This is a genomic window from Pseudomonas sp. S2_E01, from assembly GCF_054668365.1.
This window is the reverse complement of record NZ_CP162762.1, coordinates 5,118,901-5,139,044: the sequence shown is the minus strand read 5'-3', so window position 1 is coordinate 5,139,044 and position 20,144 is coordinate 5,118,901. Positions and strand designations below refer to the sequence as shown.

The window sequence follows — 20,144 nt, the reverse complement described above, 5'->3', positions numbered from 1 at the left end:
GCGACAGGCCCTAGACCGGCAAAGCGCTCACGGTGCCCGATGGTCACTGAATGTGGGTAGAATGCGGTTTTTTTCCACTTGCGGGGGTGCGCCTTGCGCGAAATCGTCCTGATAAACATCACCGGATCCGATCGTCCGGGTCTGACTGCGGCCATTACCGGCGTTCTGGCACAGGGTGGTGTGAGCATTCTCGACATCGGCCAGGCGGTGATCCACGACACGCTGTCGTTCGGCATCCTGGTCGAAATTCCCGACACCGAGCAAGGTCAGTCGGTGCTCAAGGACATCCTCTTCAAAGGCTACGAGCTCGAACAACAGGTGCGATTCACGCCGGTGTCCGAAGAGGATTACCAACAGTGGGTGGGCAACCAGGGCAAAAAACGCCATATCGTGACGCTACTGACCCGCAAAGTGACCGCCGGGCAATTGCAGGCGGTGAGCGAAATTACCGCCAGGTACGGGCTGAACATCGATCACATCGATCGTCTGTCCGGACGCATGCCCCTCGACACCCCGGCCGACAAGGGCAAGGGTTGCATCGAGTTTTCGGTACGTGGTGAAGCCGCTGACCCACAGGCATTGCGCGCTGAATTCCTCAACGTCGCCCAGGAACTGAACGTCGACATCGCCTTCCAGGAAGATTCGCTGTTCCGTCGCAACCGTCGCCTGGCGGTGTTCGACATGGACTCGACCCTGATCGAGGCCGAAGTGATCGACGAACTGGCCAAGGCCGCTGGTGTAGGCGACAAAGTCTCGGAAATCACCGAGCGCGCCATGGCCGGTGAGCTGGATTTTCGCGCCAGCTTCAAGGAACGCCTGGCGCTGCTCAAGGGCCTGGATGTCGGCGTGCTGGACTCCATCGGCGCCTCATTGCGCCTGACCGAAGGCGCCGAGACGCTCTTCGCGGAACTCAAGCGCCTGGGCTACAAGACGGCGATCCTGTCGGGCGGCTTCACCTACTTCGCCAAGCAGTTGCAGGCCAAGCTGGGCATCGACTATGTGTTCGCCAACGAGTTGGAAGTGGTGGATGGCAAGGTAACCGGCGTTGCGGTCGAGCCGATTGTCGATGCGCAACGCAAGGCCGATCTGCTCAAGGAACTGGCGGCCAGAGAAGGCTTGCGCCTTGAGCAGACCATCGCCGTGGGCGACGGCGCCAACGACCTGCCGATGCTGGCGATCGCCGGCCTGGGCGTTGCGTTTCGCGCCAAGCCGCTGGTCAAGCAGTCGGCGAAACAGGCGATTTCCACGCTGGGGCTCGATGGTGTTTTGTATCTGCTGGGCTTCAGGGATCGTGACGGGCAGCTCTGAGTTCAGCGGCGGCTGACAAACCTTATCGCGGGCAAGCCCGCTCCTACAGGTGGTCTGCTGTAGGAGCGGGCTTGCCCGCGATGGCCGCGCTGCGGTCTATCAGAGTGTCTTCCACAACGAATCAAAATCTTCTTCCGAGCCGACCCCACCGTCGCTGCCCGTGACGTTCTCGTTCCTGGCCGCTTCCAGCGAGCGATACGCGAACTGATTGAAGCTGTTGGTGCTGGCCAGCCGCCGATCCAGACCGGCGCGGCGTTCTTCGCCGTTGGTATTGATCAGCACCTTGTTGCCTTCCTGGAAGGGCAGGCGCGGGGCGAGCAGGGTTGCCGGCAAATCGACAGCACTGATGGCCGGCAACAACAGGCCACGCAGATAATGGCTGTGGTCGTCGCGAGCGCGCACCAGTTGCAGGCCGCAAGGTTCGGCATACGGGGCAACTTGCTCAATGCCCATTTGCGTGCCGCCGCCACGAACCTGGCGGATCCAGCGCACCACCGCAATGCTCCAACCGCCCCCCGCTGCATCTTCGATGCCGACCATTTCGCCCGCCTGCAATTCCTCTGGCACAGCGTCGGGCCACGCCAGGCAATAGCCTCCCGGGCTGTGATTGATCACGGGCAGGACGTAGGTCGGGAAGTGACGGTTCTGGTCAGAGGTCTCGTGACTGTCGTCGATCTGCAGTTGTGGGTATTCGATTTCCTCATAGGGAAGCATCGCATCGGCGGTGCCTTGAGGCGCGGCGTCGAATGCCTGTCGCCAATGGTCATTTTGTGGACCGGCAGGTTCCATGGCTGTGAATTTGGCGCGGCCGCTTCCGGGGGTTTTCAGGATTTCGCTAAACGGACGTTGGCCGCCCAGGTAAAAGTGCAGCGCGCTCATGCCAACGCACAGCGTCAGGGTGCCTTGGCTGGCGGTGCGCTGGAAGCTGCGCTCTACGGCCTGGCCCCAGGCGGCACTCAGGTGTTGCAGGGTGTCCACGCTCAGGCCTGCGGGCACGGGTAGGGGATTGGCGCTTTCGATGTCTCGCAGGTGCGCGTCAATGGCGGCTACGAGTGGCTGCGGATCGAAAGTGAGCAAGCTTTCCAACTGTTCAGGGCGGAATTTCGCTCGGTAGCGCGGGCCGATATCGAGTTCCGGTGCGACGGCAAACAAGCCAGAGGCTTGCGTTTGCAGCTTGAGCCATTTGCTCCAGGGCTCAAGGACTTCGACAAGCCGTGCGATCTGGTTCTGGCGCAGCTGATTGCAGCGGGCGGCGCCGAGCAGCAGGGCGACCGTATAGGTTTGTTCGATACTGATCGTTTGCGTCTGACTGGCCAACGGGTCGCGCAGACTCTGGTCCTGAAGGCGATGGGTGCAGGCAATCCGATACAGTTGGTGCAGTTCCAGCCACAAACCTTCCGGCACGGGGGCGTACAGTTCGGTGGCGCGAATCAGGGTACCGTTGAGGCAATGCATGGCCCGTTGCAATGCGTGGGTCAACAGCGGTGCGCGGTCTTTGCTAAAACGCGGGGCGATGCGTACGACGATCTGCTTGTACCCGATCGCCAAATGACCTTGCAGCGCCTGGCAGAGGTTGACGACCTTGCGCGAGCGCTCATCGAGCACAATCGACTGGTGCAGGAAGTGCCGCTCCAGGTGCTTGCAAACGTAATACACCTCGGGCCGCAGCAATTCGAGGAGTTGCAGGCGATTGTCGCTGGGGGTGAGCAGTTGGTTGAGTTCGCTCAGGCCCTGATAAAGCCGACGTGCGGTTTCGCCGATGTTGGCCTTGGGCAAGTCTGCGATCCAGCGCTTGAGATCGCGCGGAGTGGCCTCGCAGAAAGACAAACGTGGTTGAGTGGGCGTGGGTGCCCGTAGCAACAAGTGGGGACTGGTCTCATCCATGCCGTAAACAAACTCCAGCCGGGAAGTGGGCAGTGAAGGTTTGACTCTAGCAGCTATGGACAAGCGAAAGGGTACACAAATTCCACACCCCCTGTAGGAGCGAGCAAGCTCGCTCCTACAGGTACAGGGTTGGTATCAGGCCTTTGGCAGGCCCAAACCCTGGCCCATCTGCACGGGCGAACCAGCGGCCAATTCTTCGGCCCACTTGACCTGATCCGGCCCGAACAGCACGACGGCGGTCGAACCCAGCTTGAATCGACCCAGTTCCGCACCTTTTTCCAGGTGGATCGGCGCACGGGCCGCTTCGTCGTAGCGGAAGGTTTTCAGCTCGCGCTTGGGCGGCGTCACCAACCCGGCCCAAACGGTTTCAATCGACGCCACGATCATCGCGCCCACCAGCACCACGGCCATCGGCCCGCGCTCGGTGTCGAAAATGCACGCCACACGTTCGTTGCGCGCGAACAGTTCCGGGACGTTTTCAGCGGTGGTCTGGTTGACCGAGAAGATACGGCCCGGAATGTAGACCATCTCGCGCAGGGTGCCGGCCAGCGGCATGTGCACGCGGTGGTAGTCCTTGGGCGACAAGTAAATGGTGGCGAAATCGCCGCCCATGAACGGTGCGGCATTGGCCGGGTCGCCGCCCAGCAGTTCCAGCACGCTGAAACTGTGGCCCTTGGCCTGGAACACACGTCCGTGTTCGATCGGGCCCAACTGGCTGACCGCGCCATCGGCCGGGCTCAGGATTGCGCCTGGTGTCTCGTCCAGCGGACGGGCGCCATCCTTCAAGGCACGGGTGAAGAATGCATTGAAGTGCTCGTACGCGGTGATGTCTTCAACCAGGGCCTGGGACATGTCCACCTGATAGCGCTTGGCGAACCAGGCGGTGAACGCATTCTTGAACCAGCGCACACGGCATTCGGCGACGCATCCGGCCAATCGCGAAAGCAGGTGGTGGGGCAGCAGGTACTGGCTGAGGATAAACAGACGCTTGTTCATTAACTGTCCTTTAAAACCTTAAATCTCTACGGGCGTGTCGGGATGGTTGCCCCATTCGCCCCAGGAACCGGCATAGCCTTTGACCCGCGGATAACCGAGGGATTTGGCCACCAGATAAGTGAAGCCAGAACGGTGATGAGTCTGGCAGTGGGTAATGACTTCTTTGTCCTTGGTGATCCCCAGGTGTTCGAGGATTCGCGGCATGTCGGTGCGGATGCGCAGGTTGCGCGCCGGGTCCATGCCCTCGGTCCACTCGAAGTTGACTGCGCCGGGAATGTGCCCAGCCTTGGCCGCCAGGACCTTCTCGCCGGAATACTCCAGTGGCCCGCGTGCGTCCCAGATAGCCAGGTCGGCGGCGCCAAGGCGGCTTTGCAGGTACTCGCGTGTCGCGGTGGGTTCCTCGTGCAGGGTCAAGGTCACCGGACCGCCCACCGCTGGCGGGATTTGGATCGACATCGGCGAGCCTTCCGCCAGCCAGGCCGTCAGGCCACCGTCGAGGTAGTGGTACTTCTGGTGGCCGATGACATCGAGCAACCAGATGAAGCGCCCGGCCCAACCGCCGCCTTCGTCGTCGTAGACCACGTACACGGCGTCGGGATTGTGGCCCAGTTCACCGAACAGCGCCTCGAGTGCCGCTTGCGGTGGCATCAGGCCCGGCGCCGGCGGCTGGCCGAGTTGCGTGCGTTTCGGATCGACGAAGCGCGCGCCGGGAATATGGCCTTCGGCATAGCGGGCGCTGCTGGTCAGGTCCACCAGGATAAGATCGCGGGCGTCGAGGCGAGGAAGCAAGTCGCTCGGCTCAATGACCAGCGGCAAGCCAGAGAAGTCAGACATGTGAGGTCTCCAGGGCACAAAGGGGAGGATTGTAGCGGGTCATTGGCCGCGATGGCTAAAGCTGTGCAGGGCTTTCTCGATGCACTGCGCGGTTTTCCCAAAGGCCTGCACGGTGATATCCGAAAACGGCCCACCACCCTGGTCTGCGGCCACGATCATGATGACGCGGCCGTTGTTGACCAGCGAACGCAGCATCAAGTGTTCACCGCGAAATTGTGCGCGCAGGCCGGGGGGCAGCAGCGCCGAGAATTGCGCATTGTTGGCCGGGTTCAGGCGCACCTGCGCCTGTTGCGCCAGCAAACGTTGCAACACGGTGCTTTGACTGACCACGAAATTCAATCCGGCTGCTTCCTTGGGCAGCCCGGCGGTCTGGTGTACGCGCAGATTGGCGTGGGTGCGGTCGGCCATCAGGATCATCACCCGGCGCATGCCACACGCCACCAGGGCGTCCCGTGCCGAGTTGGTCAGGTGCATGGCATTGGTGAACCGACTCGGCTCTGCCAGTAATTCGGCGCATTGCCCGCGCCACTTCGTCAAGTCTTCGGCAGACGGTCCCGGGGCAGGCAGCAGGCCCGCGTGGATACGATGGGTGCCCCACGGCCAGAGCAGCGCAACGGCGGGATGGAAGAGGCCAGGCGCGGCGTGGTGGCGGGCGCTGTTGACAGCCTGCTGGTGCAGTTGCTGCTGCAACTCGTCCATTGGCATTTGCAGGTAGAGGCTGGTCAAGTATTGCCAGCGCTGACTGTGCGGGCAGTCCCAGGATTGTTGCGCCGACAGTGCCAAGCCGTTGGCCAGCAACACGGTGTTGGCCGGCTGGTTGAGCCAGCGCCGCAGTGTCGGGTCGTCATCGAGACGGTTTTGCTGGCGCAGCGGATGATCGATGTCACGGGCGATGCGCAGAACTTGCACCAGCTCACGTTGCTCCATGAGCAGCAGCCTGTAACCTTGTTGGACCCAGTTCGGCAGGTGCCAGGTTTCCACCAGCGTGCGGGCGATTCGCAACAAGCGAACGCCGAACAATTGTTTCTCGACTTTGCGTGCCGACTCGCCCTTGTGGATAACCCGCAGTTCCCACTCTTCGAGCAATTGCGGGTGGGTCAGTGCCAGCGGCCATAACGGCGACAGGAATAACAGGCTGCCCCAGTGGATGTCCTGCCACAGCCTGGCCAGGCGTGCGGCGAAAAAACCATTGGCCTGTTGCGTAGCGTGCTGGCTGATCAACTGCAACTGTCGCAGGGTCGCTGGAATTTGCGATTCAGGCATGGCAGGCAGCCGAGCGAGCAACTCTTTGGTGCGCTTCAAACCCAGGCGCGTGATCGCCACCTCAAGGTTTTCCGCCGGCTCGGCCATGCTGCCGTGAGTCTGCCGATTGGCTTCGCGAATCACGCTCAATGCCAGTGCAGGGCTGTCCTGCATCAGGTCGGCGATATCGCGCAATGAGCTGCGATTGTCGGTGATTGCCTTGCAAACCCGGTCGTGGCTGGCCTGTGGGACAGGCAGGCGCACGCCATCGAGAAGCTTTACCCAGCCTTCGAGCGTGGTCGGTTTTTGCGGTGGAACGTTCGTTTCATTAGCCATGGTTGGACGTGATCATCGTCTGCATTACCTACGCCCAGAATGGGCCAAATTGGCTTTTCGCCTGAACTGGCTATAGTCTGGCGCAGTTTTGCCGATAAGTAGAAGAAGAGATTTTTTAACTTCCGAATATGACCTTGAACCCGACTCAGTAAGTGCTCTCCTACCTATGGCTAAAATAATCGGCATCATCGTCGTATTCGCTAGCGTGCTCGGCGGATACGTGCTCTCCCACGGCAAAATTGCCGCCCTGATCCAACCCTTCGAAGTCATGATCATTGGCGGCGCAGCCTTGGGTGCGTTCCTGCAGGCCAACCCCGGCTATATGACCATGCACGTGCTCAAGAAATCCCTGAGCATGTTCGGCTCGCGCTTCAGCCACACCTTCTACCTGGAAGTGTTGGGGCTGGTTTACGAAATCCTCAATAAAAGTCGCCGTGAAGGCATGATGGCCATCGAAGGCGACATCGAAGATGCGGCGGCGAGCCCGATTTTCGCCAAGTATCCCGCAGTGTTGAAAGATGAACGCATGACCGCGTTTATCTGTGATTACCTGCGCATCATGTCGTCCGGCAACATGGCTCCCCATGAGCTGGAAGGTCTGTTCGACATGGAGCTTTACAGCCTCAAGGAAGACCTGGAGCATCCTTCCCATGCGGTCAACGGCATTGCCGACGGCATGCCCGGTTTCGGTATTGTCGCCGCGGTACTGGGTATCGTGGTCACCATGGCCTCGCTCGGTGAGGGCGACCAGGCTTCCATCGGCTTGCACGTAGGTGCGGCACTGGTGGGTACCTTCTTCGGTATTCTTGCCGCTTACGGTTTTTTCGGCCCCCTGGCCCATTCCCTGGCCCACGATGCCAAGGAAGAGCTGAACGTATACGAAGCGATCAAAGCCTCGCTGGTGGCCTCGGCTTCTGGCATGCCGCCATCGCTGGCCGTGGAGTTCGGGCGCAAGGTTCTGTACCCGGCGCACCGTCCTAGCTTCGCTGAGCTGGAACAAGCGGTTCGCGGTCGCTAAACCATGGAAAATAATCAGCCGATAATCGTCAAGCGCGTCAAGCGCATAGCCGGCGGACATCACGGGGGCGCCTGGAAAATCGCCTTCGCTGACTTCGCGACGGCGATGATGGCGTTCTTCCTGGTGCTGTGGCTGCTGTCCACCGCGACACCGGAACAGAAGATAGCCATCGCCGGTTACTTCAAGGACCCGGTCGGGTTTTCCGAAAGTGGCACGCCCTACATCATTGACCTGGGCGGCTCGCCGACCCTGGCGCCGGAAAACACCCTCAACCCTGAGGTGAAGTCCCAACCTCAGCCGGACAAGGTGACGGTCGACGCCGAACAGGTCGAAGGCATGGCCGAGATGGTCGAGAAGGAACGCCTGGAGCTGTTGCTGCAGGAACTGCAGAACAAGGTGGAAGAAAATCCGCAACTGCAGAAGTTCAAGGACCAGATCCTGTTCGAGATCACCACCGACGGCTTGCGTATCCAGATCGTGGACGCCGAGAACCGGCCGATGTTCGATTCCGGCAGTGCGCGCCTGAAGCCGTATTTCGAAGACATCCTGCTGGCCATGGCCGACACCATCAAGGCGGTGCCGAACAAGATCAGCGTCAGTGGCCACACCGATGCCAAGCCGTTCGCCGGTACCGGCGACTTCGGCAACTGGGAGCTGTCGGCCAACCGCGCCAACGCCGCACGCCGTGCGCTGGTGGCGGGCAGTTATCCGGAAGATCAGGTGGCGCGGGTGGTGGGTTATGCCTCGTCGGCACTGTTCGATCGCGAGAATCCGCTCAACCCGGTCAACCGCCGTATCGACATCATCGTGCTGACCAAGAAAGCCCAGCGTGCCATCGAAGGCTCGCAAGGTGCGGAACCGGCTCCGGAACCGACACAAGGCCAGGGTGGCCCAGGTGAAGTGCCGGCCAAACCGGCCGATCCAAACGCCTTGCCGCCTGAAAAGGAACCGCTACCGGCCCACGAGCTGCGCGAACGCCTGAACCTGTTCGACAACCCGGCCCCCAAACCGCCGGAAGCGCCGAAACAGTGATACGAAAAAGCCGCGATATGATCGCGGCTTTTTTGTGCCTGAATGGCTAATTTCAAAGCTGATCACCGACCCCTGTAGGAGCGAGCTTGCTCGCGATGGATGTCCAGACACCGCTGGATGTCAGGCCGCCAGCGTCATCGTTGACGACCATCGCGACGGTTCGACGCTTCGACAAGCTCGCTGCTACAGGTTCGGTGTTATGCCGGTGGGTGAGGTCGCCCGGGAAAAAACCGAAAAACCATCCATGTCCGAGATTGATGTGGGAAATCTCTTAGTTGCATAAACCGGGGTTTTCTTCATCTGGGGCGCGCCTATAGTTTCCCCGTCACCGACGAAAACGGTGATCGACTTTAGCCGGTCGTATCAGATGATGCACAAGCGCCCGTATAATCGCGGCGCTTTTTGCTGCCTTGGGTCTGCATGTCTATGGTGGCTGTGCGTGGGACACCTTCGGGTGTGCCGGAGTCATCTGCCGGTCGGCTAACCCGCGCATAGCTACCACCTAATTCGTTTAGCCGCGAAAGGTGGAGCTTCATTTATCAGATGAGATTCAGCCATGCCTAAATACCACCCCCTCCAAAGCAATTTCAGCGCCGGCCCGATCCTGTACATCGATACCGAGGCCCGAGCTGTCGACCTGCTCGAAAACGCTGTCCACCGCCTCAAAATTGCCCGTAACCTGCTGAATAGCGTCACCTGCCTGAGCGTCAGGAATGCTGAAGGTCATGACCTGGAACACTTCGCCAGTGCCGCCCACCTGCTGTTGCAGGACGGTTGCGATGCGCTGGATGTGCTGGGTTGGTCGCTGGAAAAAGCCGCCCGCTAAATGCAAAAAAGCCGCGAAATGCTCGCGGCTTTTTTATGCCTGAATGGCCAATTTCAAAGCTAATCACCGACCCCTGTAGGAGCGAGCTTGCTCGCGATGGATGTTCAGACACCGCTGGGTGTCAGGCGACCAGCGTCATCGTTGACGCCCATCGCGGCGGTTCGACGCGCTCCCACCGGAACAACGCCGCTTAATAACCACCCTGCGGCAAGCTCGCGATGATCGAGCGATAGCTGTTCATCCGCTGCTGTTGCACGCGGCCGTCTTCCAGGGCCTTGAGCAGCGCACAGCCGGGTTCGCGGTCGTGTTTGCAATCGCGGAAGCGGCAGGTGCCGATCAGGTCGTTGAATTCGATGAAGCCGGCTTCGACGTCGGCGCGGCTGACGTGGCCGAGGCCGAATTCGCGGATGCCCGGGGAGTCGATCAATTCGCCACCACCGGGGAAGTGGAACAGGCGCGCGGTGGTGGTGGTGTGGGTGCCTTGGCCGGACAGCTCGGACAAAGGACCGACGCGGGTGTCGACGTCCGGCAGCAGACTGTTGACCAGCGACGACTTGCCGACGCCGGACTGGCCTACGAACACACTGATGTGCCCGTCCAGTTGCTGTTGCAGTTGCTCCATGCCGTTGCCGTGGTGCGCCGACACTTCCAGCACCGGGTAACCCAGCGTGCGGTACACCGCGAGCAGGGCGTTGAGTGCCGGGGCGTTCTGCTCGTCGATCAGGTCGAACTTGTTGAGCAGCAACAGCGGGCGAATGCCGGCATGTTCGGCGGCCACCAGATAACGGTCAATCAGGTTGGCGTGAGGCTCGGGCAGCGGAGCGAAGACGATCACGATCATGTCGACGTTGGCCGCCACGGGCTTGAGCTGGCCGCGGCTGTCCGGGCGGCACAGTTCGGTGTTGCGCGGCAATTGCGCGACGATCACCCCGATGCCCTGATTGCCGGCGCGCCACACCACCTGATCGCCGGTCACCAGCGCTGGCAGGTTGGCGCGCAAATGGCAGCGAAACACCTGGCCAGCCAGTTCGCCAGCCAGCGCTTCGACTTCGACCTGCACACCAAAATGCGCAATCACAAGGCCTGTCTGTTCCGGGCCCAGGTCGCCACCCTCGAGTGCCTCGACCGCCGAGGACTCGCGTTTGGCGGCGCGGGCAGCGCGCTCGCCCTGAATTTTTTCGATGCGCCAGTTTTGACGACGATTGAGTTGGCGTTTGGCCATGGGTGTTCCACAAGAAGAATGCAGCGATTAGGTAAAACGGCCGCGAGTTTAGCACGCCCCGAGGCCTCCCTAAGCTAAACTGCGCAGCATTGCCTAGGAGTCGACACATGCTAAACGCGCAAAACCTGATCTGGATCGATCTGGAAATGACCGGTCTGAACCCTGACACCGACGTCATTATCGAAATGGCCACCATCGTCACCGACAGTGAGCTCAACACCCTGGCCGAAGGCCCGGTGATCGCCATTCACCACAGTGACGAAGTGCTCGCCACCATGGACGAGTGGAACACCCGCACCCACGGCAACTCGGGCCTGACCCAGCGTGTGCGTGAGAGCCGCATCAGCATGGCCGAAGCCGAAGCGCAAACCATCGCGTTCCTGGAACAGTGGGTGCCGAAGGGCAAATCGCCGATCTGCGGCAACAGCATCTGCCAGGACCGTCGCTTCCTTTATACCCACATGAAAGGCCTCGAAAGTTACTTCCACTACCGCAACCTCGACGTGTCGACTCTCAAGGAGCTGGCGGCACGCTGGGCGCCGGATGTGCGTGACAGCTTCAAAAAGGGCAGTACCCACCTGGCACTGGACGACATTCGCGAATCGATCGCGGAGTTGCAGCATTACCGCAAGCATTTCATCAAGGTTTGATTTGCCGGTGTCTGGGCGGGCCTCTTCGCGAGCAAGCCCGCTCCCACAATTGATCGCGTTCACAATTGGGCTTCTGTGGGAGCGGCGGTGCGACGATTCGACTTGCTCGCGATGGGGCCAGCACAATCTACAAGGCACGCCCCCTTTTGGTGCCGCCCCTTAATGGCTAGACTGCGCGCCTTCTCGCAAGGACTGCCGCCATGTTGCTGATGCTTTACCTGATCGCCATTACCGCCGAAGCCATGACCGGGGCGCTGTCCGCGGGGCGGCGGGGCATGGACTGGTTTGGCGTGGTGCTGATTGCCTGCATCACGGCGCTGGGCGGTGGTTCGGTGCGCGATGTTTTGCTCGGCCATTATCCGCTGACGTGGGTCAAACACCCGGAGTACCTGGTGCTGACGTCGATTGCGGCCATGGTCACCGTGTTCACCGCGCGCTGGATGCGCCACCTGCGTTCGCTGTTTCTGGTGCTCGATGCCGTGGGGCTGGTGGCCTTCACTTTGATCGGCTGTATGACCGCCCTGGAAATGGGCCACGGCATGCTGGTGGCCTCGGTCAGCGGTGTGATTACCGGGGTGTTTGGCGGCATCCTTCGTGACATCTTCTGTAACGACATCCCGCTGATCTTCCGCCGCGAGTTGTACGCCAGCGTTTCCTTCGCGGCCGCCTGGTGCTACATGCTGTGCATCTACCTGCAACTGCCCGGCGAACAGGCGATCCTGATCACCCTGTTTGGTGGATTTCTCCTTCGCTTGCTGGCCATTCGTTTCCATTGGGAAATGCCCAAGTTCGTCTATAACGACGAACAGTGAGACACATGCACTCACAGACCCTTTGCGTTGCGGTACATAGATAAAGACAAGGCGTTCAAGTGACTCAATAAGCTGTGGGCTACCACTGTTTAAAGGATCCTTCCATGCCTGATTCATCGACTGCCAGCGATGCTGGGGGCCCACCTCTACATTCCAATGCTTTCAATTTCAGCGGGTTTCTCACCGGAGGGGTCGATCCTCGCACCGGCACGTATACCTGCTCGCTGACACTGGGCGAGCTCAGGTCCAACTTTTTGCAGGGGCCAAGCCTGCCAATCAGGCTTTTCTTCAATCCACTCCAGACCCATGACGGCGGATTCGGGAAAGGCTGGTCACTGGCACTGACCCGCTACGACGTACCCCATGGCCTCCTGACGCTGGCGGGGGGCGAACGTTACCAGGCGAAGAAGACGTCTTCGGGGCTCGTCCTTGACGAACTCAAGCTGAAGACTTTCAAGGTGCTTTGTCGGGAATCCGGACGCTTTGATGTCGTGCATAAAAGCGGCTTGATCGAAGAACTGGAGGTCTACGTCGGTAGTGAGCTGGCGGTGCCCAAAAGAATCGTTTCGGCCAACGGCGGGGCGATCCTGTTCGATTACCAGTCGATGGGTGATGTGCCGGCGCTGTCCGCCGTGCGCGACGCCACTCGAGCCTTGTTGAGCATCGAGCGAACGCCTGGCCAGGTGGTCTTGACGTTGTACCCAGGCAGCGAGTGCGCCGCGTCCTTCACGCTGAAACAGGCCGGTGATCGGGTGAGTGCCGTGCAGTTACCCGACGGCAGTGCCTGGATACTGAGCAGTCAGGCCATCGGCGGGGCCGAATGCCTGACAGAGGTCATCTCACCCCTGGGGGCGCGCGAACAGATCCGCTACGAAGCGGCGGGCCATCGGCTTCCCTGTGGCGCGCCACAGACGACGATCCCGCATGTCTGCACCCATACGGTTTTCCCGGGCCTGCAACCGGCCATCACTACCCACTACCGATTCTCGCCGACCAATTTCCTGGGGTACGACGACAGTGATGTGCACTGGAGGCGGGACGGCGACACCTTGTACCAGAGGAGCTCGGACTACCTGTATTCTTCGGTGGAAATGCTGATGGAGGGTGCCAACGTGCATCGCTCCATCAAGCGTACCTACAACAAATACCATTTGCTGATCTCCCAAGTGACCCGCTGCAATCAAAGCGTGGTGTCGAGAACGGTCGATTATCACCTTGAGCCGGGCAAACCGTTCACCGGGCAGCCCGCGCAATTCCGACTGCCCAAGGTCCAGACGCTGCGCTATGAAAACCGCCAGACCCAGGCTTTCCGCGAGGAGGTGACCACGACCCTGTTCGATGCCTGGGGCAACCTTCTCAAGCATGTCGCGCCGAACGGGGTGGTGACCGTCTCGACGTTTTACCCGGCCAGCGGTGCCGAAGGTTGTCCGGCCGACCCGCTGGGGTTCGCGCGCTTCGAGAAAAGCCGAACCGTACGGGCGGCAGCGGATCTTGCCCAGGCTGCGACGACGCAGCTGCAATTTCGCTACCGGCAAATCGGCGAGCCCGGTAAGCCTGGCTGCGATGTCGTACTGTCGCAACAGAGCTTTTACGAGCACACGCAGGCGGGAGCGGTCTTGCGATTGCAGACCGATCTCGAATACACCGAGATGGTCACAGACCCGCAGGCTTACACCGTGCTGCACAAATACACAGTGCGCCAGGGCGGGGAGTCGTGCGCGACGCATTTCGAGTACCTGCTTGATGACACCGCGTTGCAGATGCAAACCATCCAGTTGGGGTTCGATGAAACCCGCCAGGAATCGAGCGTGAGCGCGTCTGTCATCAATGGCTTGAAGCGCTCGGAGCAGAACGAGGATCAGGGGCGCGTCGACTTCACTTACGATGGCCTGGGTCGAGAAACGAGCCGAACCGTTGCAGCCGGCAGTGAATTCGAAAGCCGCAACAGCTCGCGTTTTAAACAGGAGAAGAAGGGGGCCCGGATCCTGGTGACGAAACTGGACACCGATGCCATGGGTCAACACAGCAAAACCCGCTATGACGGGCTTGGGCGGGTCATTGAGGTCGAAGAGCAGGACCCGGAGCAGGACGGGGACGTGGTGTTTCGCGAGGTCTATGCCGCGAAGTACGACGTGCTCGGGCAAATGACTGGTGAAAAAAAGATCGACTGGTGGCTCGGGCAGCGCCAGGTGTTCAATACGGTCTTCACCTATGATGATTGGGGGCAGGTCAGCAGTACGGTGCACCCCGATGGTCGTCGGGAGCGTCGCGACTTTGACCCGATCCTGCGCAAGGAGACGACCTGGCTGGAGGGCATGGGCAAAACCGTCACGGTGTACAACACATTCGGTAAACCCGACAGCATCGAGCGCTTCGATACCTCGAACAACAGCCATGGCGCACAGCTTTATGCGTATGACGGTCTGGGCCGTTGCGTCGAGCAGACCGACCCCGTGGGGAATCGCACCACCCATGCCTATGACGTGTTCGATCGCCTGACCCTCAGCACGTTACCCGACGGCAGTGCGGTGCAGACCACCTACGCCGGGCACTCCCGGCAGTCCTTGCCGGTCGGCATCACGGTGGCCGGCCATACGCTGGGGCGACAGGTATTCGATGGGCTGGGGCGCTTGACCCTGAGCGTCGTAGGTGGCCGGACCAGTCGGGTGGGATATGAAGCCGGTTGCAGCCAACCTGCCTGGAAGCAAACGCCCGCTGGCGAGCGCATCGAATACCGCTACGAAGCCCAATTGGGTGGTGTTGTCACGCAACGCCAGGCCACCGGATTACTCGCCAGCTACGAATATCATCCTCAGCTGGGCGAGTTGACCCGGTGTGTCGAGCAGGGCCGCGAAACCCGACTGACGTACGACCGGGCCGGGCGCCTCAAAAGTGAGACTTCCCTGGTCGGCGACGACGGTAAAAGTGTCTTCTACAGCTATTCCCTGGGTGGTCGATTGCTTCGTTTCGTCGACGTTCTGGGTGAGCCGCACACGACCGGGTATGACGATGCAGGTCGTGCGCAGTCATTTGAACATCGGGCGCTGAACGCCACTTTTTCCTACAATACACTCAGTCAACTGGTGGCGATCGAGGCCCGCGCCACGCAGGGACAAGGCTCCATGACCACGCGTATGGCCTACGATGATTTCGGGCGTGAGGTGTCGCGAACCTTCCAGTTCGGCGATGGTGCGACTCAGGTCTTGTCGTCGGCCTACACCCAGGCGGACAAACTGACGCGAAAGACGTTGCGGCACGAGCAGGCGGTGTTGCGCGACGAGCAGTTCGCCTACGACTCGCGCGGTCGTCTCTGCCTGTATCAATGCACGGGCACTCAACGGCCGTGTGATGCCCAGGGCAAGGAGATCATCCGGCAAGCCTATGTGTTCGATGCGCTCGATAACATCCTCACCCTGGAAACCCGATTCCCCGGTGGCAGCAACCTCACGACTTTCGAATACAGCGCTACTGACCCGACCCGATTGACTGTGATCCGTAACAGCCACAAGGACTACCCGGCGCCAGTGACGCTGCAATACGACGACAATGGTCATCTGGTCCTGGATGAACAGGGGAGGCGTATTTCCTACGATGCTCTGGGGCGCCTGGTCCGGGTCGCCGGCACGGACCAGCAGGTCATACGCGACTTTCATTACGACGCCCGGGATCGGCTGGTCGAGCTGGCCCAGCCGTCAGGGGCGACCACCCGGCGTTATTATCGAAACGATCGGAGCAGCAATGATCTCGAGGGTGCCAGCAGCCGCACGTCGTTGGCGTCGAACGGCCTTCTGCTGGGGCTGGAGCGCCGAGGTACCGATGCCGGGATCGGGCTGCTGGCTGTCGATCAGCAGCGTAGCGTGCTCAGCGAGACGTCGGGCACGCAATGTTCGCCGTTTGCCTACAGCCCTTTTGGTCATCGACGGGTGCAGGCCGGTTCGTTCAGCGTGCCGGGATTCAGTGGCGAGCTACTCGATCCGCAGAGCGGTTTGTACCTGCCCGGAAACGGTTATCGTGTTTACAGCCCGACCCTGAGGCGCTTCCTCAGCCCCGACAACCTGAGCCCGTTCGGTGCGGGTGGTTTGAATCCCTACGCTTACTGCGCAGGCGATCCGATCAATCGAGTCGATCCCACCGGGCATTTCTGGGGGGCGATCCTGAGTGGCGTGGTCTCGTTCATCGGCATTGCAGCCAGTGTTTTGACATTAGGCGTCGCGACGCCACTGGCAATGGTGGGATTGGCCATGGGGGTCGTTTCCGGCGTTACCGGAGCGACTGCCGCTGTGTTGCGGACCTTTGACGCGGAGTCGGAAGCGGCGGATATCCTCGACTGGGTCAGTATCGGGGCAGGCGGGGGTTCGGTGGTGGCAGGGGTTGGCGCCATCGGTAAGGCCACCGTGCATTGGGGCAATCGGCTTGGCAAAGCCTTTTCGAAGGGTTTGAGCCCCAAGCGCCCACCCTCGGCATCGGGAATCGGTACAAAAACCGGGAATGCCGGCAGTTCGGTCGGCGAAGGCTTCAGGGGCAATGGGCCGTGGAAAATCAAGCTGGCCGAGCCGAAAAGCATCTCGAAACAACTGAGGCGCGCGCAGCAACACGAGTACGACCAATTCAAGAACGTGATCTACCACAAAGGGGTGGACCCGGCCGAAGCGGTTCGGCACATGGGCGACCCCAACCCCAAATTCCTGCAGCATCATTCGAAGGCCTGGAAGGACCTTCAGGGTAACAGGGTCAACCGGGTCGATATGTGGGAGGCCCGGCTCGGCGGCAAGGACCGCGTGACGTACCTGGTCGATGACACCGACAAGTTGGTCACTGTTCTACAGGTAGGTGGCCACACCTGAGCCACTCAGGAGGCGCGAGCAGAATGCTGGCGCAACGCCCATTCCACGTGTTCCCTGACCATCTCCGAGGGATAATCCCGCCGTGCCTTCAGCGCTTCCAGCACCTGGATCGTCGAAGGCGCATTGCCCAGGCCCACGGCCAGATTCCGCAACCAGCGCTCGTACCCCGCCCGGCGCAGTGGCGAGCCTTCGGTACTGCTGAGGAATTTATCCTCGTCCCACAGGAACAGCTCCGCCAGTTCGGCGTTGTCCAGGTTATGCCGTGGCTTGAAGTCGCCTTCACCGGATGGTTTGGCAAAGCGGTTCCACGGGCAGACGATCTGACAGTCATCACAGCCGAACACCCGATTGCCGATCAGGGGGCGCAACTCTTCAGGGATGGCGTTTTTCAGCTCGATGGTCAGGTAGGAAATACAGCGCCGCGCATCCAGCACATAGGGGCCGACAAAGGCGTTGGTCGGGCAGATGTCGAGGCATGCCGTGCATTTTCCGCAATGATCGCTGGCGTGCGGCGGATCGACCGGCAACGGCAGGTCGACGAACAATTCGCTCAGAAAGAAATAACTGCCGGCCTTGCGATTCAAGACCAGGGTGTTCTTGCCGATCCAGCCTAGACCGGCCTGCTGTGCAATGGCTTTTTCCAGCACTGGAGCGCTGTCGACGAATGCCCGGTAGCCGAACGGGCCGATCACTCCTTGAATTTTTTCTGCCAGTTGTTGCACACGTTTACGGATCAATTTGTGGTAATCGCGGCCCAAGGCATAACGCGATACGTAGGCTTTTTCCGGTTGGGCCAGGCGTTTGGCCATTTCGGTGTCGCCTGGCAGGTAGTCCATGCGCAGGGACACCACCCGAAGTGTGCCGGGCACCAGTTCCTCCGGATGCGAACGTTTGCTGCCGTGGGCGCCCATGTAGTCCATTTCGCCGTGATAGCCGGCTTCGAGCCAGCGCTCCAGGTGCTGCTCATGCTCGGCGAGGTCCAGGCCGCTGATGCCGACTTGCTGGAAGCCCAGCTCGCGGCCCCAGTCCTTGATGGATTGGGCGAGGGCGGACAGGTCTGTAGTAATGGCGGACATGAGGCGAGAGAAACCGGAGCTGAGGTGCGTATAATTCTGCCAGACATCGGAGCCCGAAGACGCATGCCGCACACTAAAGATGATTTACCCGACGCGCTGTACGGCGCCGCGCAAGTGCGAGCCATCGATGCGCGGCTGATCGCTGCCGGCACACCGGGCTTCGAATTGATGCAGCGCGCTGCGTATGCCACCTGGCGGACGCTGGTCCGGCGCTGGCCGGGCGCGGACGAATTGACGGTCGTTGCGGGCCACGGCAATAACGCCGGTGATGGCTATCTGATTGCTGTGCTGGCCAGGCGTGCCGGTTGGAAGGTTCGCGTGTTGGCTGCCGGTGATCCTCAGCGCTTGCAAGGCGATGCCGCGTTGGCCTGTGCCGAGGCACGGGCCGAGGGCGTGGACATTGAGACCTGGGGCGCGCAATCGGCGCTTCGGGGCGTCGTCGTGGACGCGGTGCTGGGCACGGGTCTGACGGGCGAGGTGCGCGAGCCCTTCGCCAGTGTCATCGGTGCAATCAACGCCTGTGGCTTGCCGGTGGCGGCGGTGGATATACCTTCGGGGCTGTGTGCCGATACCGGCCGGGTATTGGGTGTGGCGGTGCGGGCCGACCTGACCGTGACATTCATCGCTCTGAAGCTGGGACTGTTCACCGGGGACGCGGCGGATGTGCTCGGAGAGCTGGTGTTCAATGATCTGCAAGCATCACCGCAGGCTTTCGAGGGCGTCGACGTCAGGGCGCGTCGACTGACGGCCAGCAACTTGCCTCGTCTGGCGAGTCGCGCGCAGAGCGCCCATAAAGGCCAATTCGGCCATGTCCTGTTGATCGGCGGGGATCGCGGTTTTGGGGGTGCCATCCTGCTCAGTGCACAAAGTGCGCTACGCAGTGGCGCGGGCATGGTGTCGCTGGCCACCCGTAGCGAACATGTGCCGGCAGCGCTGGCCCGGCTCCCGGAAGCCATGGTCCTGGGCACTTCGTCGGCCAATCAGTTGATGGGATTACTGCAAAAGGTTTCCGTGCTGGTGGTCGGGCCCGGCTTGGGGCAGTCTTCCTGGGGGCGAAGTTTGCTGTCGGCAGCGGCCAATGCGCCGTTGCCACAGGTTTGGGATGCTGATGCCCTGAATATGCTGGCGGCAGGGCAGGTGAAGCTGCCCGGTGGCGGTGTGATCACACCTCATCCGGGCGAGGCCGCACGGTTGCTCGGGATCACTACCGCTCAGGTTCAGGCCGACCGGCCAGGCGCCGCCCAGGCACTGAGCAAAAGATATACAGCGGTTGTGGTGCTCAAGGGCGCCGGCAGCCTGATCGCCAGCCCCGACGGGCGTCTGGCGGTGTGTCATCAGGGCCACCCGGCCATGGCCACAGCAGGTCTGGGCGATGTGCTGGCCGGTTTGATTGGCGCGTTGTTGGCGCAAGGCATGAGCCCGTTCGACGCTGCTTGTCTTGCGGTCTGGCTGCACGCCAATGCCGGGGCGCAACAAGGTAATTCGGGCCGTGGGCTGGCGGCCAGTGATTTGATTCCAGCCATTCGTCAGTTGTTGGAGGAGCAAGCACCGTGTCTGAAGTAACCCTGTACCTGGCTGATGAGCAAGCGATGACCGCTTTTGGCACACGCATCGCGAAAACCACCGAAGGGCACGGTCTGATTTTTCTCGAGGGGGATCTGGGGGCGGGTAAAACCACGCTGTCCAGGGGCATCATCCGTGGCCTGGGCCACGTGGGCGCGGTGAAAAGCCCGACCTTCACGTTGGTCGAACCCTACGAGATCGGTGACATTCGCGCCTTCCATTTCGACCTTTATCGGCTGGTTGACCCGGAAGAGCTGGAGTACCTCGGCATCCGTGACTATTTCGAAGACGATGCGTTATGCCTGATAGAGTGGCCCCAGAAGGGTGCAGGCTTTTTGCCAAAGCCTGACCTGACCATTACCATTAGCCCCCAAGGCAGTGGGCGCTCGCTGAAAATTTTGTCCCAGGGCTCGCGTGGCGAGTCCTGGTGTGCCGCTTTGGCATTGGAATCCAATTAAATGATGGGGTCAGGTATGCGCTTTCGCGCGATGGTAGCTGCCG

General features: G+C 61.0%; 15 protein-coding genes. 9 read left to right on the top strand and 6 right to left on the bottom strand.

What is annotated here, in order from left to right; all coding sequences use genetic code 11:
• The first annotated feature begins 93 nt into the window (after window positions 1-93).
• Window positions 94-1,308 carry a phosphoserine phosphatase SerB gene (gene serB, locus AB4O36_RS23725; protein ID WP_460118626.1) on the top strand — a complete coding sequence of 405 codons (1,215 nt, stop codon included), beginning with the start codon at window positions 94-96 and terminating at the stop codon, window positions 1,306-1,308.
• Window positions 1,309-1,407: 99 nt separating this feature from the next.
• On the opposite strand, the gene AB4O36_RS23720 is transcribed toward serB, so the two are convergent.
• The 4 genes from AB4O36_RS23720 to AB4O36_RS23705 all read right to left on the bottom strand — a co-directional run bounded on the left by AB4O36_RS23720 (window position 1,408) and on the right by AB4O36_RS23705 (window position 6,600).
• Window positions 1,408-3,192 (bottom strand): molecular chaperone, encoded by a 1,785-nt coding sequence (locus tag AB4O36_RS23720; RefSeq protein ID WP_460118624.1) that lies wholly within the window; start codon window positions 3,190-3,192, stop codon window positions 1,408-1,410.
• A 135-nt stretch (window positions 3,193-3,327) separates the two neighbouring features.
• Complete coding sequence (asd, locus tag AB4O36_RS23715; protein WP_460118622.1) at window positions 3,328-4,188, bottom strand: archaetidylserine decarboxylase; 861 nt, start codon at window positions 4,186-4,188, stop codon at window positions 3,328-3,330.
• Between the two features lie 18 nt (window positions 4,189-4,206).
• On the bottom strand, window positions 4,207-5,022 hold the full coding sequence (gene rhdA / locus AB4O36_RS23710; RefSeq protein ID WP_460118620.1) for a thiosulfate sulfurtransferase: 816 nt from the start codon (window positions 5,020-5,022) through the stop codon (window positions 4,207-4,209).
• Between the two features lie 39 nt (window positions 5,023-5,061).
• Window positions 5,062-6,600, bottom strand: a complete 1,539-nt coding sequence (locus tag AB4O36_RS23705) for an HDOD domain-containing protein (protein WP_460140398.1) — start codon at window positions 6,598-6,600, stop codon at window positions 5,062-5,064.
• Between the two features lie 166 nt (window positions 6,601-6,766).
• On the opposite strand from AB4O36_RS23705, the gene motA reads away from it, so the two are divergent.
• From motA to AB4O36_RS23690, 3 genes are all read left to right on the top strand, one after another.
• Entirely contained in the window at window positions 6,767-7,618 is an 852-nt protein-coding gene (gene motA, locus AB4O36_RS23700; RefSeq protein ID WP_371050223.1) for a flagellar motor stator protein MotA, read from the top strand.
• A gap of 3 nt (window positions 7,619-7,621) precedes the next feature.
• A complete protein-coding gene (gene motB / locus AB4O36_RS23695) occupies window positions 7,622-8,650 on the top strand; it encodes a flagellar motor protein MotB (RefSeq protein WP_460118616.1) in 1,029 nt (342 codons plus the stop codon).
• A 556-nt stretch (window positions 8,651-9,206) separates the two neighbouring features.
• Entirely contained in the window at window positions 9,207-9,476 is a 270-nt protein-coding gene (locus AB4O36_RS23690; protein WP_460118614.1) for a hypothetical protein, read from the top strand.
• A 190-nt stretch (window positions 9,477-9,666) separates the two neighbouring features.
• On the opposite strand, the gene rsgA is transcribed toward AB4O36_RS23690, so the two are convergent.
• The gene (gene rsgA, locus AB4O36_RS23685) at window positions 9,667-10,698 is read right to left on the bottom strand and encodes a small ribosomal subunit biogenesis GTPase RsgA (protein WP_460118612.1); all 1,032 of its coding nucleotides are present in this window, start codon (window positions 10,696-10,698) and stop codon (window positions 9,667-9,669) included.
• Between the two features lie 107 nt (window positions 10,699-10,805).
• Between rsgA and orn the strand changes: the two genes are divergently transcribed.
• The 3 genes from orn (at window position 10,806) to AB4O36_RS23670 (ending at window position 17,004) form a co-directional block, all read left to right on the top strand.
• Window positions 10,806-11,348: an oligoribonuclease gene (orn, locus tag AB4O36_RS23680; protein ID WP_460118610.1), complete on the top strand. Its 543-nt coding sequence runs from the start codon at window positions 10,806-10,808 to the stop codon at window positions 11,346-11,348.
• A 200-nt stretch (window positions 11,349-11,548) separates the two neighbouring features.
• On the top strand, window positions 11,549-12,160 hold the full coding sequence (locus AB4O36_RS23675; RefSeq protein WP_368556745.1) for a trimeric intracellular cation channel family protein: 612 nt from the start codon (window positions 11,549-11,551) through the stop codon (window positions 12,158-12,160).
• Between the two features lie 104 nt (window positions 12,161-12,264).
• Window positions 12,265-17,004 carry an RHS repeat-associated core domain-containing protein gene (locus tag AB4O36_RS23670; protein WP_460140397.1) on the top strand — a complete coding sequence of 1,580 codons (4,740 nt, stop codon included), beginning with the start codon at window positions 12,265-12,267 and terminating at the stop codon, window positions 17,002-17,004.
• A gap of 5 nt (window positions 17,005-17,009) precedes the next feature.
• On the opposite strand, the gene queG is transcribed toward AB4O36_RS23670, so the two are convergent.
• A complete protein-coding gene (queG, locus tag AB4O36_RS23665) occupies window positions 17,010-18,080 on the bottom strand; it encodes a tRNA epoxyqueuosine(34) reductase QueG (protein ID WP_460140396.1) in 1,071 nt (356 codons plus the stop codon).
• 63 nt (window positions 18,081-18,143) lie between these two features.
• Between queG and AB4O36_RS23660 the strand changes: the two genes are divergently transcribed.
• Together AB4O36_RS23660 and tsaE are read left to right on the top strand one after the other, a co-directional pair.
• Window positions 18,144-19,643: an NAD(P)H-hydrate dehydratase gene (locus tag AB4O36_RS23660; RefSeq protein WP_460140395.1), complete on the top strand. Its 1,500-nt coding sequence runs from the start codon at window positions 18,144-18,146 to the stop codon at window positions 19,641-19,643.
• Window positions 19,631-20,101 carry a tRNA (adenosine(37)-N6)-threonylcarbamoyltransferase complex ATPase subunit type 1 TsaE gene (gene tsaE / locus AB4O36_RS23655; RefSeq protein ID WP_460118602.1) on the top strand — a complete coding sequence of 157 codons (471 nt, stop codon included), beginning with the start codon at window positions 19,631-19,633 and terminating at the stop codon, window positions 20,099-20,101. Before AB4O36_RS23660 ends, tsaE begins: the two co-directional genes overlap by 13 nt.
• The last annotated feature ends 43 nt before the right edge of the window (window positions 20,102-20,144 follow it).